This window comes from Streptomyces sp. GL_140, assembly GCF_057834465.1.
The window spans coordinates 44,759-59,636 of the sequence record NZ_JBYQMJ010000003.1; the positions used below are offsets into that span (position 1 = coordinate 44,759).

General features: G+C 73.0%; 2 protein-coding genes. Both read right to left on the reverse strand.

Annotation, left to right across the window (positions count from 1 at the left end; translation table 11 throughout):
- Positions 1-28 precede the first annotated feature (28 nt).
- A complete protein-coding gene (locus AC3IYJ_RS41555) occupies positions 29-7,465 on the reverse strand; it encodes a beta-ketoacyl synthase N-terminal-like domain-containing protein (RefSeq protein ID WP_489403397.1) in 7,437 nt (2,478 codons plus the stop codon).
- 104 nt (positions 7,466-7,569) lie between these two features.
- On the reverse strand, positions 7,570-14,862 hold the full coding sequence (locus AC3IYJ_RS41560; protein WP_489403398.1) for an SDR family NAD(P)-dependent oxidoreductase: 7,293 nt from the start codon (positions 14,860-14,862) through the stop codon (positions 7,570-7,572).
- Positions 14,863-14,878 lie beyond the last annotated feature (16 nt).

Consider the following 14,878-nt stretch of genomic DNA (forward strand, 5'->3'; position numbering starts at 1 on the left):
AAGCTCCTAGGGCTCAGCTGGCGGGCCGTCAGGCCTCGGTGGAACGGACCTCGATGGCCACGTCGGTGAGTTCGTAGATGCGCAGGCCCGGCTTGGAAAGCTCCGCGTCGGCGATGAGCAGCAGGCGCCCCTCCTCGCGGCGCACCTCCTTGATGTGCACGTCGAAGTTGAGCTCCTTGTCGTGGCGCAGGATCTGGCCGCGGTACTTCCAGGCCATCTCCACGTCGGTGGCCATCGCGAAACGGGGCCTCTCGATGCCCTCCGCGAGGTTCTCCTCCATCACGTACAGCCGCATGGCCTGCAGGATCGCCTCGACGCCGAGCGAGCCGGGCATCACCGGGTCGCGGTGGAAGTGGCACTCGAAGTACCACTCGTCGGGGCGGATCTCGCGGTGGCCGTGCAGGTAGCCCTTGCCGTGCCGGCCGCCGTCCTCGACCAGGTCGACCCGGTCGACCAGCGCGTACCGCTCACCGGGCAGGTGCAGGTGGCCGCCGGTGGGGTCGGTGAAGGCCGGCGCGCCCGCCGGGAGCTCGATGCGGCGGACCCGGGACGGGTCGACCTGCTCCGTCTCGATCCACGGGGCGACGTACTTGCCGTTGTCCAGGCCCACCTGGTTGGAGAGGGCCGCGTCGCTGAAGTAGCCGAAGAGCGATTCGCCGGTGTAGAAGACCTCTCCGTCGGCGGAGAGCTCGTAGGAGAAGTTCTGCAGGACCGCACCGGTGACGGCGCTGGTCATCAGCAGCTTGGAGTGGTGGCGGATGGTCTTGCCCCGCAGGTCGATGTCCTTGACCAGGGTGGCGCGCCCGTCGAGGTTGCGGATCGCGTACTGCTCGTCGGGCCGCTTGAGGGTGGCGCCGAGGTAGTAGCCGAGGAAGATGGCCGCCTGGAGGGAGCTCTCCATGTACACGGCGTTGGGCATGTGGGGGTAGGAGTTCTGCTCGTAGTACCAGGCGTCCGGCGGGGAGTCGTACTCCGTGACCATCTCCGAGCCGGGGCCCAGGTTGCCGCGGGTCCCCTTGAGGGACATGACGCGGTCGACGAACTGGAAGGCGCCGTTGGGGATGAACGGCGCACGGCTGGTGCGGTAGACCTCGAACTCCGGGCCCATCGCGATGTCCAGCTCGCCCTTGGCGGCGTGCGCCAGGTGCATCTCGTTGATCATCGCGGCTTCGCCGCTGCGGTTGCGGCGGCCCAGGAACTTCGGGATGCCGCCGGCCTCCGGGCGGTACGGGGTGCCCTTCTTCTCCAGGACCTGCAGGCCGAGGCCCTTCATCCGGATGACGGGCAGGTCGCCCAGGTAGATCAGCACGTCCGCGATGACCGTGGCGCGGGGCAGGAGCGTGAGCTCCATGACCTCGACCTCGTAGCGGATCTCGGTGTGCTGCTGGGTGATCTGGCCGCGGACCTGGACCTCGATCGGCACGTCCGTGACGCACTGGAAGCGGGCGTCCGGCAGCGTCAGGTGCATGCCCTGGTGCAGCAGGTAGACCTGGAGCAGCTGGACCGCGCCCTCGGCCACCAGGGAGCCGGCGAGGACCGGGTCGTCCGGGAAGTGGCACTCGAAGTACCAGGCGTCGGCCTGGAGCTGCTTGGTCGCGCTGATCAGACCGAGGCCGCGGGGACCGCCCTTGCGGTCGATCGTGACGTCGTCGACCATCCGGAGCTTCGCGTCCGGCAGCCGCAGCGCCGGGTTGATGCCGGGGTCCTGGGCGTGGTCGGGGCCGAAGACGTCACCGGGGCGGCCCTGGGCGAGCAGCTCCAGGTCGGCGGCGTCCAGGTGGTTCTTGTCGGTGTACGCGAGGGGCTTGAAGTAGCCGCGGGGGAGCGCGGCCCGCTGGGCCTTCTCCTTGTCGGTCATGACGACGCCGATCGGGGTCTCCAGCTCGGCGGCGCTGAAGAAGCCGGCGCAGGCGTTGTGGAGTTCGAGGATCAGCTCGCCGTCGGCGTAGCACTTGTAGCTGAAGAAGAAGAGCGTGGTGTCGCCGTTGTGCACGAACCGGTCGATCGAGATGTCGTAGCGCAGGGTCTGGCCGACCTTGGGCAGCTCGCCGCGGAAGATCAGCGTGCTGTCGAGCAGCCGGTAGACGCGGTCGCCCTTGTTCTTGAAGTCGATGCCGAGGTAGCTGACCAGCAGCAGGTCGCACTGGCCGGCCTCGACGGTGACGGCCGGCGGCACGGCGCCGTCCACCGCGTACCAGGCGTCCTCGGGGACGTCGTACTCCGTGGTGATCGTAGCGGGCTTGAACTCGTGGGTGGTGCCGCTGAGTTCGGTGACCCGGGTGACGAAGTGGTACGGCGGCGCGGGCAGCCGGACGCGCTGGGCGTATCCGTCGATCACGCCGAACTCCGGGCCGAAGACCTTGGCGACGGAGCCGACGGCGAACTCCAGCAGGTCCGCCTCGTCCCAGATCACGCCGTCCGCCTTGGCGGTCGGCGCGGCGGGAGCCCCGGGCGGGAGAACGGCGGACGCCTCCACGATCCGCGGCGCCGCGGGAGCGGCCGGTGCCGGGGCCGGTGCCTGGACGGCGGCGGGTGCGGGCGCCGGTGCGGCGGCCGGCGGCGCGGCCTGGGTCAGGGCCTGCGGGGCGGCCTGCGCCAGCGCGGGCGCCGAGCCGCCGCGCAGGGCGGCCGGCACCGCGGAGGGGGCGCCCAGGAGCGCCTCCGCCCGGCTGAGCGTGGCGTCCTGCAGGATCCGCTGGGTCTCCATGACCACGGAGTGGGTGGCGACCATCTGACGCCGGATGTCACGGACCAGGTCGGCGGCGGGCGAATCCGAGCCGGCGGGATCGGCGGCGCGGGCCGGAACGGTGGCAGCGACGCGGACCGGGGCCTGGGCGGCCGGAGCCGGCCGGACCGCGAGTTCGGCGTCGGGAGCCGTGGATGCCGCGGGGACCGGGGGCGCCAGATCGGCGGCCGGCTGGACGGCGGAGGGCACCGGAGGCGCCCACGGAAGGAAGGAGATCGGTTCGCCGTCGAAGGCGATGACCTCCGGGTCGGCCAGGGTCGGGTCGGCAGGCATGAGGCGTGGGTCCTCCGGCGGTACGGACGGGACGGGTGCGGGTGTGATCGGGGCGGTGACCGCCACCGGAGTGGTGGCGGCGGGCGCCGGAGCGGCGGCAGGCGCCGGAGCGGTGGCGGGCGCCGCGGAGGACGCGCCGGAAGCGAGAGCGGCGAGCTCTTCGGCGACGCGCGCCGGGACGGGCCGGGCGCCGCCGACCTTGAACCGGGAGGCACGGGCGGAGGAAACCGGTGACACCGAGGCCGTGGCCCGCGGGGTCCCCAGCAGCGGTGTCAGATCGACCTCGAGACCGTGGCCGACCAGCCGCGCCACGAGCTGGGCGATCGACTTGGCGGCCGGGACTCCGCGCCGGTCGACCGGCACGGCCACGTGCGCGGCGTCGCCGAGCGTGTCCTTGACCCACCGCGAGCAGGTCGCGCTCGGGCCGACCTCCAAGAAGTAGCGGAAACCGCGGTCGTAGGCGCCCTGCACCAGACGGGGGAAGTCGATCTCGGAGCGCAGCGTGTGGGCGATGCGCCGGGCGATCTCCTGGCGGTCGATGCCGGACAGCGCCTCGTAGTCGTACGCGCTGAACAGCTCCAGATCGCCGGTCGAACCCGTCGGGTAGTCGTTGAGACCGGCGAGGCCGTCCAGTTCGGCGTCCACCGCCGGGCAGTGCATCACGACGTTGACGGGAGAGCGCGCCGCGGGGCAGCCCAGCTCCTTGATCAGGGCGCGGCACTGGGCCGGGTCGCCCGCGATCACGAGCTCGGTGTGCGTGTTGACGTGCGTCAGGTACACCCGGTCGTAGCGGGTCAGCGCCTCGCGCACGGTGGCCGAGTCGGTGAGCAGCACGTGGCTGGCCCACACGTCCGCGTCCGGGGTGTCCTCGGGCAGGTTCCACAGTTCGCGCACGGTGCGGCGCGGACCGCACAGCCGGTCCTTGAAGATCGGCGTGTTGCTGATCAGGCCGTCGGTACGGCCCTCCGGACGCCAGCCGCCCGTGGCGAACAGCATGCTCGACTCGCCCAGGCTGTAGCCGAATCCGCCGTGGGCGGTGATGCCCAGCACCTCGCGGAGCAGGTCCGTGTAGAGGATCGAGAAGCTGGTGCCGGTGGCGAGCATGAACGGGATGTCCTCGCCCAGCCCCGCCTCCAGGCCCATCAGCTCCCGGCGCCCCGGGGTGACCTGGGTGCGCGGGTACAGCTGCGCGGCGCGGATCAGCCGGGCCGGCTCGTCCGTCTGGCCCTCGAAGCGGTCCAGCAGACCGGGGAAGGCCCGGAAGAAGTCCTGGCCGAGCCCCGGGTACGAGTTGAACGCGCCGGGGTAGACCAGCGCGACCTTGCCGTCCGGGCCGATCGGGCGGGCGGTGAAGAAGCTGCCGACCGGTGTGGCCCACTCGCCGTCCTTGGCGTACACCCCCGGCAGGTCGCGCGCGGCCAGGTCCAGCTGGGCCCGCAGCTCGTCGGCGTCCTTGCCGACCAGCACCACGCGCAGCGCCTTGCCCCGCAGGGTGGCGGCCGCCGCGCGGGCCAGCTCGTAGGGATCGCGGCCCTCCGCGAGCAGATCGCGGTGGAGTGCGACCAGGGTGAGCAGGTCCCCCAGGTCGTCCGCGGCGAGCGGCAGCAGCACCGGCCCGTCCGCGCGCCGCCAGTCGGAGACCTCGACCGAGCCGCGGGTGGTGTCCGCGGAGAGCACGAGGTGCCCGTGGGCGCCGCTGCCGCCGATGAAGCTCATGGCCGCGTACCGGCGGTCGCCCTTCGCCGCCCGCAGCCACGGACGCGAGGCGTCCGGGACGTACAGCGCCGAAGCGGCGAAGTCCTCGGCCAGTTCCCCGGCCGGACGGCTCCAGCCGCGGGTGCCCGGCAGGTAGCCGTGGTGCAGGCTCAGCACGGACCGGATCAGCCCGGCCATGCCCGCCGCCGAACCGGCGTCGCCGATCTGCGCCTTGGCGCTGCCGAGGGCCACACTCGCGCTCTCGGCCGGGTACACCCGGGCCAGCGCCGAGATCTCGGCCCCGTCCTGGATCCGGGTACCGCCCGCGTGGGCCTCCAGGTAGCCGATGTCGGCGGCCGTGACACCGGCCGCCGTCAGCGCGGCCTCGGCCGCGGCCGCCAGGGTGGCGGCGTCGGCCTCCGGCAGGGCGCCGTCGACCGGCGTCGCGTGCCGGATGGCGATCGATTCGAGGCGCGCGTACACCGTCGACTTCGACTCACCGGGACGGGTGACGACGATGGCGCCCGCGCCCTCGCCGATGCGGCGGCCGCGACTGCCCTCGCCGAAGGTCAGGCCGGCCTCGGCCACCACCTCGGGCGTCAGCAGCAGGTTCTCCGCCGAGCCCGCCAGGTCCACCGCGCCGACCAGGACCGACTCGATGCTCGGGTCGAGCAGCAGCAGCCGCGCGACCTCCAGCGCCTCGGCGGTGCCCGACCCGTCGGAGGAGACGGTGAAGGACGGGCCGGTCAGGTTCCACAGCGAGGAGATCCGGCTGGCCATGACGTTGCCGATGTAGCTCAGCACCTCGTTGGCGGTGATCGGGTCCACCACCGCGTCGCGGCCCACGGCCGTCAGCGCGGCCAGCTGCTCCTCGTCGATGGGCACCCCGGCCCGCTCGAACTCCTGGCGCAGGAACGGCCCGAGCGTGTAGCGGCTCAGCCGCAGATGGGTGGTGGGCTCCATCTCCATCGCCACCACCACCGCGACCCGGCGCGGCTCGGGCGAGGTCCGCCCGGCCGGCACGGCACGGCTGTAGCCGGCGTCCCGCAGCGCCTCGTCGGCGACCTTGGTGGCCAGCGCGTGCTGCAGGTTGTACGTACGCAGGTCCGCCGGCGGGATCTTCTGGTCGACCGGGTCGATGCCGACCCCGTCGACGAAGGCGCCCTGCGGCAGCGCGTCGGGCGACACCCCGGTCGCGGACTCCAGCGAGCCGCCCCGGGTCTGGTCCAGTCCGCGCCAGCGGCGCTCGGGCAGCGGGACCAGCGCGTCGGCACCGTGGTGGATGGCCCGCTCGAACTCCTCTACGGAGCCCAGCGCACCGAAGTGCGCGCCGAGCCCCACGACGTCGAGGGCGGGCAGCTGGGCATCGGCCCCGGCCACGGCCGCGGCCGCCTGCGGGTCCTGCTGGGAGAGGATCACGTGCGCGTTCGTGCCGCCGAAACCGAAGGCGGAGACCGCGCCCCGGCGCGGGCCCTCGCCCTCGGGCCAGTCGCGGACCGAGCGCACCAGGGTGCCCTCGCCGACCGAGCCGTCCTTGGAGGTGACCGGCTGGTCCACGCCGATCGTCGGCGGGATGAGGCCGTTGCCCATGGAGAGGACGACCTTGAGCATGCTGCTGAGCCCGGCCACGGTGAGCAGGTGGCCGATGTTGCCCTTGACCGAGCCGATCAGCGGCACCCGGCCGGCGGCGCCGAAGAACTCGGCCACCGATCCGGCCTCGGTGACGTCGCCGATGGGCGTGCCGGTGGCGTGGCACTCCAGGTAGTCGATGCCGGCCGGGTCGATTCCGGCCTGGGCGTACGCGAGTTCGTACGACTGCAGCTGGCCGCCGCCCTGCGGGACCAGCAGGTGGCGTCCGCTGCCGTCGTTCGTCAGCCCGATGCCGTCGATCACCGCGTAGACCCGGTCGCCGTCGCGCTGGGCGTCCGCCAGCCGCTTGACCGCGACCATGCCCGCGCCCTGGCCGGTGAGGATGCCGCCGGACCGGGCGTCGAAGGGCTGGCTGAACCCGTCGCGCGGGTACGCCTGCAGGTCCCCGAAGGACAGGTGGATCAGGGTGGGGTCGGGCGCGCAGACGCCGCCGGCCAGGACCAGGTCGGCCTGACCGGCCGCGAGGTGGTCGCAGGCCAGCTTCAGTGCGTACAGGGCCGAGGAGCAGGCCGCGTCGAGGGCGTAGCGGGGGCCGCCGAGACCGAGCGCGGTCGCGGTGACACCGACCGGGGAGCCGCTGGGCCGAAGGTCCTCGGGGTTCAGGGCCTTGGCGTCGATCTGCGAACCGCCCGGCGCGAGGGCGCCGAGGGCCGGGTGACCGGCCTGGCGCAGGCCTTCCAGTACGGACTCCTGCACCAGCGGCACACTGACCTCGGCCGAAGCCAGGGTGGGGAAGGAGTAGTTGCCCAGGATCAGACCGGTGCGCGCCAATATCTCGGGGCGGTCCGCGTGTCCGCTGTCGCGCAGCGCCTCCCTGGCCACGTGCATGGACCAGTGGAAGATCCGGTCGAGCCCCGACAGGTGGCCGGGGTCGAGGAGGTAGCCGGACGGGTCGAAGTCGAAGTCGGTGATGAAGCCGCCCCGACGGCAGTAGATCTCGTGCTGGGGGTCGGTGTCCCGGTTGTCGAGGGCGGGGCCGAAGACCTCCTCCCCGCCTTCGCTGCGGCTGTCCACCCCGGAGCTGAGGTTCTGCCAGAACTCGGCAGGGGTCTCAGCTCCCGGGAACAGGCAGGAGAGGCCGACGATCGCGTACTTGCTCATGAGAGCTTTGGGGTCCCTTCTGAGGGGCGGCCGGCCCGGACGGCTCGCGTGGGACGAGTACCGTCCGGGCCGACACGACCGCTTGCGTCAGATACGAAGCGGAATCAGCCGCTGAGTCCGTGCTGGCCGGCGAACTTGGCCGCCAGCTGGGGAGCCGAGACCACGGAGACACCGTCGAAGCGGGTCAGGACCCGTCCGTCGGTCGACGTCGCGGTGACCGTGAGGGAGGCACTCGAACCGCCTCCGGCGGCCGCGGGCTCGACGACGATCAGGAAGGGCTCGCCGTCGGGCAGCGGGTGGTGCAGATCGGCCCGGCCCACCGACAGGGGCAGTCCGGCGGTGCCGCGGAACAGCTTCACCCAGACCAGGGCCGCCTGGAGCAGCAGGTCGGCGGTGCCCGGTGCGTAGCGGGAGCCGCCGAAGGCGCCTCCGTCGGGCCGGTGTTCGGCCAGCGACGCCTCCAGGACCAGCCGGGACTCCGTCTCGGCCAGCACCCGGCGGACACCGCGCAGGGACGGGCCGTGGAAGAGCGTGCCGTCCGTGTAGAACTCCGCGGCGTCCCGACCGGTGCCCGTCGCCGGAAGTCCGGCGACGACGGCCTCGGCGGGCTCGGTGTCCGTGGCGACCGCGACCCCGTAGTGCGGTCGTACGGCGCCCTGGGCGTCGGTCGAGCGGATGGCCGCCTTCAGGGTGTCCCCGGCCGGCGTCAGCGTCAGGCTGATCTCCTGCGGCTGGCTGCCGTCGAAGACGATGCCCTTCTGGACCGTGAAGTCACGCACCTGGCGCACCTCGGAACCGGTGGTGCGCTCCACCGCGCCGATCGCCCAGCCGATGGCGGCTGCCGCCGGCAGCACCGCCGACTCGCCGATCACGTGGTCCGTCACCAGCGGGTCGCCCGCCAGTGCGGCCAGGGAGCGCCGCACGGTGACCGGCGCGTCGCTGGAGGTCCGCTCCGGCTCCGACAGCGGGGTCGTCGGGCCGAGCACCGTCACGACGTCGTCCGAGCGGTCGGCGGCGAACTGCTCCGCGAAGAGCTTGGCCCCGGTGTCCACCGGGATCAGGACGATGCCGCGCTCCTCGAAGATCGCCTTGACCTGCGGGGAGACCATGCCGCTGTCCCAGGCACCCCAGTTGAGGGAGGTGACGTGCGCGGCCGGGTGGCTCCGCTTCCACGAGGACGCCCAGGCGTTGAGCACCTCGTTGGCCATCGCGTAGTCCGACTGGCCCTGGTTGCCGAAGAATCCGGCGACCGAGGAGAAGAGCACGACGTGGCGCAGGGCCTCGGCGGGCAGCGCGGCGGTCACCGCGCGCAGTCCGGCGAGCTTGGGCGCGAAGACCCGCTCGATCTCGGACGCCTTCTTGTTGGCGATGAACTGGTCGGCCAGCACACCGGCGCCGTGCACCAGACCGGTGATGCGCTCCCGGTACGGGGCCAGGGCGGCCGCGGTGGCCGCGGCGTCGGTGATGTCCGCCGCCAGGTACTCGACCTGGCTGCCGGCGGCGCGCACCTGCTCGAGGGTGCCGCGGATCTCGCGGGCGCCCACCACGGACTGGCTGAGCTGCTCGACGCGCTTGGGCGTCGGCTTCTCACCCGTGGCCTTCAGGTGCACGGCGGCCGCGCCCTTCAGGGCCGCGTCCTGGATGCCGCGAGCCCACTCGGGCTCCTCGCCCAGCGGGGTACGGCCCAGGAGCAGCAGGCCCGTCCGGTACTGCTGGGCGAGCTCGATGACACAGGCCGCCGTGATGCCGCGGCCGCCGCCGGTGACCACCAGCAGGTCGTCGGAGGTGAGCTGCGCGACCTCGGCGCCCGAAGCCGTCAGCGGCTGCTCGGCGAGGGTCAGGCCGACGCGCTGCGTGCCGTCGTGGCCGACCTGCACGGTGTCGGTGGCGGCGTCGTACGCCTCGTCGAGGACGAGGGCCGCGGCGCTCTCGGCGTCGAGCTCGGGGGCCAGGTCGACGGCGCGGCAGAACACCGTCGGCGCCTCCACGGCCAGGGTCTTGACCAGACCGGCGACACCGCCGGCGGGGGCCAGCTCCTCGGTCACTCCGCCGAGGCCGAAGCGGCCGTCGAGCCGGGTGGCGGTGAGGAACGTGGCGCGGCCGGTGGCGGCGGCGGTGCCCAGCGGCTCCACCGCGTGCTTGGCGACGAGCAGGGTGTGCGCCAGGCGGCGGACGCCTTCGGACCAGTCGCCGTAGTGCGCCGTGGAGAGGTCGACGACGAGGCTGACCCGGTCGGCCAGGATCTCGTCCGCCCGCTCGGCCAGTTCGGTCACGCCCCAGGAGGTGAGGGCGTGGTTCGTGACGCCGGTGATCCGCTCGGCGACACCGGGCAGACGCAGCACGTGCACGCGCCAGCCGGAGGCGGTGAGACGGCCGACGAGGGCGGGAGCCAGCTCGGATCCGTCGTCCACGATGAGGGCGCCCGTGCCCTGCTCGTACGCGCCGACCAGGAGGTCGGGGGTGGCGAGGGTGACCAGGGCGGCCTGCGCCCGGCCGATGCCGGCCTTCGGCTTGACCGCCGCGGGGGCGGCGGCGGCCTGCGCAGCGGGTGCTGCGGGCTCGGAGGCGCCGGCGATGAGCTCGATGATGTCGCGCAGGGTGCGCAGCTCGGCGAGCTGCTCGGGGCCCGCGGTGACGGTGGCGTTCGCGCGCTCTTGGAGGACGCCCATGATTTCGACGCGCTTGATGGAGTCGATGCCGAGGTCGGCTTCGATGTCCATGTCGAGTTCGAGCATGTCGGCGGGGTAGCCGGTCTTCTCGCTCACGACCTCCAGGAGCACGGCCTGGACGCTCGCGGCGTCCGGACCGGTAGCGACTGCCGCGACGGGAGCCGCGGGAGCGGCGGAGGCGGCGGCGGAGCCCGCACCGGCGTCGGCGCCGGCGATGAGCTCGATGATGTCGCGCAGGGTGCGCAGCTCGGCGAGCTGCTCGGGGCCCGCGGTGACGGTGGCGTTGGCGCGCTCTTGGAGGACGCCCATGATTTCGACGCGCTTGATGGAGTCGATGCCGAGGTCGGCTTCGATGTCCATGTCGAGTTCGAGCATGTCGGCGGGGTAGCCGGTCTTCTCGCTCACGACCTCCAGGAGCACGGCCTGGACGCTCGCGGCGTCCGGACCGGCCGAGGCGGCAGCGGCGGGGGCGGCGGCAGCGGCGGGAGCGGAGCTCGCACCGGAGCCGGCGATGATCTCCACGATGTCGCGCAGGGTGCGCAGTTCCGCGAGCTGCTCGGGGCCTGCCGAGACGGTGGCGTTGGCGCGTTCCTGGAGGACGCCCATGATTTCGACGCGCTTGATGGAGTCGATGCCGAGGTCGGCTTCGATGTCCATGTCGAGTTCGAGCATGTCGGCGGGGTAGCCGGTCTTCTCGCTCACGACCTCCAGCAGGACGGCCTGGACGCCTGCGGCATCCGGACCGGCAGCGGGGGCCGCGACGGGAGCGGCGACGGCGACCGAGCCCGCACCGGCGTCGGCGCCGGCCAGGATCTCCACGATGTCGCGCAGGGTGCGCAGCTCGGCGAGCTGCTCGGGGCCTGCCGAGACGGTGGCGTTGGCGCGTTCCTGGAGGACGCCCATGATTTCGACGCGCTTGATGGAGTCGATGCCGAGGTCGGCTTCGATGTCCATGTCGAGTTCGAGCATGTCGGCGGGGTAGCCGGTCTTCTCGCTCACGACCTCCAGCAGCACCGCTTCCACGTCCGCACCCGAGGGGGCGGTGGGGGCCGCGGGAGCCACCGGCTGCGGCGCGGGGGCCGCGGGAGCCGGTGCCGGAGCCGGGCGAACCGGAGCCGGGGCCAGCGCGGTCGGCGCCTGGGCCGTCGGTGCCTGAGCGGCGGCCGGGGCCGCGACGGACGCCGAGACCAGGGCCGGGGCGGGCGCGGGAGCCGGGGCCGGTGCCGGGGCGAGGGCCTGCGGCGCCGGAGCGGCCGGAGCCGCCTGCAGCGCGGCCGGGGCCCGCACGGGGGCAACCGCCTGGCGCGGGGCCGAGGTGGTCCGGGACAGCGTGGTCCGCTGGGCGGAGGCCGGGGCCGAACCCAGTTCCAGACCGGCCAGGTCCCGCAGGATCTCGTTGGCCCGCAGGTGGCTGCGGCCGATGTCGAGGCCGTGCTCCTTGACGGCGTTGACCGCGTCGAGCACCTCGGGAAGCTGCCCCTGGTCGGCGGCGCGCTCCAGCAGACCGGCGAGGCGCTCGGCGCTCTGCAACTGGCCGCTCAGGTAATCGTCGTGCAGGGAAAGGTGGTCGGCCACAAGATCGGCCAGGCGGTCATTGTCCACGTGGGCTGTCTCCATGACGGCGGGAGCTGGGACGGGGGCTGGGACGGGAGCCGCCGAAGCCGCGACGGGGGCCGGGGCCGGAGCGGTCTTGACGGCGAGGGCCGTCCCGGCCGCGACGGGCGCGGAGACCCGGGCCACCGCCGCCACCGGAACCGGAGCCGGCTTGGGAGCGGCCGGAGCAACTGGCGCGGGAGCGGCCGGAGCCACCGGGGCGGGTGCGACGGACGGAACCGGTCTCGCGGCGACGGGCGCCGGCAGGGTCGGGAGAGCGATGCGGTACCCGTTCTCCAGCGCGTTGTCGTACGCGGCCTTGCGCTCGGGGGACACGTAGTTGATGCCGTTGAGCAGGATCGACATGCCCTTCTTCGCGGGCGCGGCCTCCTCCTCGGCCACCGTGTAGCGGTCCGTGGAGGCGAGCTGTAGACCGAGCACCGAGAGCTGGGCCACGCCCTGCTTCAGCGCGGCGTCCGCGTCCTTGCCGGCACCGGCGTCCAGCGCGACCACGGTGTGCTCCCGGTCGCCGAGGATCCGGCCGACGAGCTTGGTCAGCACGTCCTTGGGGCCGAACTCCACGAAGACCCGGAACCCGGCCGCGTACATCTCCTCCACGCGGGCGGCGAAGTCCACCGGGTTGATGAGCTGCTCGGTGAGGATCCTGCGGTTGGCGGCGACGTCGTCCCCGTACACCGCACCACGGGTGTTGGCGAATACCGGACCGCTGGGCCGGCGCACCTCGACCGCGTCCACGCTGCCGCGGAACGCCTCGACGGCGTGGCCGACGAACGGGGTGTGGAACGCGGCGGACACCGGCAGGAGGCTGGCCCGCAGACCCGCTTCCTTCGCCGCCGTGATCAGCAGCTCCACCTCGGCGGTGGCGCCTCCGACCACGATCTGGTCCGGGGCGTTGCGGTTGCAGACGACGACCCCGTCGCGGGCGGCGAGCAGCTCGGCCACCCGCTCCTCCGGGGCGGACACCGCGGCCATCGCACCGGCCTCGAATCCCTCCTCGGCCGGCGGTGCCATTGCGTTGCCGCGGGCACGGGCGAGGGCGAAGAACGCGTCGTCGTCGAGCGAGCCGGCCGCCCACAGGGCCGTCAGCTCACCGAAGCTGTGGCCGAGGAAGCCCTCGGCGGCGAAGCCGAGGTCGGACAGGTAGCGGAACTGACCCGCCGACAGCGCGCCGATGGCGGGCTGGGCGTACGCGGTCGCCCGCAGTGCGGTCTCCTGCGCCGTACGGCCGGCCTGGTCGAACGCCGGCGGCGGGAAGGCGATCGCGGACAGTGCCTGGGCGCCCTCGAAGTGCTGGTTGGCGCGGTCGAAGGCGGAGCGCAGCGCGGGCAGCGCCATGACGGCCGACTTGCCGGGGTTGACGTACTGGCTGCCCTGGCCGGAGAAGAGCGCCCCGACCTTGCCGGGCGCTGCCGCGCGACGGCGGAAGTAGATGCCCTTGGGGTGCGACCAGGAGTCCTCGGAGGGGCGGGCGCGCAGCTGGCCGAGCGCGATCTCGCGCAGCGCGGCGAGCTCTTCGCCGCCGCGGGCGACGAGCGCGACGCGGGCGCTGCCCTCGGGGACGGGGCCGCCGGTCGCGGGGGCACCGTCGGCGAGGGCCTTGGTCAGGGCGGCGGTGTCCTGCGCGTGCCACAGGTGGACCTTGGCGACGGTGTGGGTGACCTGCACGTCGTCACCGTCACCGTGCTCTTCCAGGACGAAGTGGAAGTTGGTGCCGCCGAAGCCGAACGAGGAAATGGCGGCGCGGCGCTTGGGACGCTCCGGGTGGCGGATCCACGGACGCGCCTCGGAGTTGACGTACAGCGGGCCGGCGCCGGGCGCCAGAGCCGCGTTGGGCGTCTCCACGTTGATGGTGGGCGGCAGCACCTTGTGGTGCAGCGCGAGCGCCAGCTTGATCATGCCGGCCGCGCCGGCCGCGGCCTTGGTGTGGCCGATCTGGGACTTCACACTGCCGACGGCCGCGTAGCCGAGGTCGTCGGAGGCCTCGGAGACCACGGCGGTGAGCGCGGTGATCTCGGTGGCGTCGCCGACGGCGGTACCGGTGCCGTGGGCCTCGAAGAGCTCGATGCTCGCGGGCGAGCAGTCGGCGTCCTCGTACGCGCGGCGTAGGGCGACCATCTGGCCTTCGGCGCGCGGAGCGTAGATGGACTTGAACCGGCCGTCGCTGGAGGTGCCCAGGCCGCGCAGCACCGCGTAGATGCGGTTGCCGTCGCGCTCGGCGTCGGAGAGGCGGCGCAGGGCGAGCATGCCGATGCCCTCGCCGATCAGCGTGCCGTCGGCGCCCTTGTCGAACGGCCGGATGTTGCCGGACTTGGACAGCGCCGGGGTCTTGCTGAAGCAGAGGTACATGAAGATGGTGTTCTCGGCGTCGCAGCCGCCCACCAGCATCGTGTCGGAACGGCCTTCGAGCAGCTCGCTGACGGCCGCGCGGATCGCGCCCAGGGAGCTGGCGCAGGCGGCGTCGACGGTCATGTTCATGCCGCCGAGGTCGAGCCGGTTGGCGACGCGGCCGGCGACGACGTTGCCGAGCATGCCCGGGAAGGAGTTCTCCTCCCACGGCGCGTACTTGAGGACGAACTTGGCGGCTATCTCCTCGGCGTCCTTCTCGGAGAGCCCGCAGCTGCGGACGACCTCCTTGATGACCGGGGTCTGCAGGCGCGCGGTCAGCGGCTGGGTCAGCTGGTTGGCGCCGGTGATGCCGAGGACGACACCGGTGCGGGAGGCGTCGTACCAGGGTTTGTCGGCGCCGGCGTCCTTGAGCAGGTCGCGCGCGACGACGAGGCTGAGGAGCTGGAGGACGTCGGTGACCTCCAGGGTGTTCGGGGGCAGGCCGAACTCCAGGGGGTTGAACGGCACGTCGGGAATGAAGCCGCCGCGCGTGGAGTACGTCTTGTCGGGCACCGACGGGTCCGGGTCGTAGTGCTCGGACACGTCCCAGTGGGTGTCCGGCACGTCCTCGATGCAGTCGGCCGCCGAGACCACGTTGGCCCAGAAATCACGGAGGTTGGGCGACTTGGGGTACAGCGCGGAGAGACCGACGATGGCGATCGGGTTGTTGGCGAGCCGGCGGTCAAGGTGGCTGTCAGACGGTGGCTTGACGGGCTGCGGAGTGTTCACGACAGAGCTCTCAGGG

Bases quoted from the DNA above. Each gene is read 5' to 3' on its own strand.
- AC3IYJ_RS41555 (WP_489403397.1), bottom strand. From the start codon at position 7,465: ATGAGCAAGTACGCGATCGTCGGCCTCTCCTGCCTGTTCCCGGGAGCT.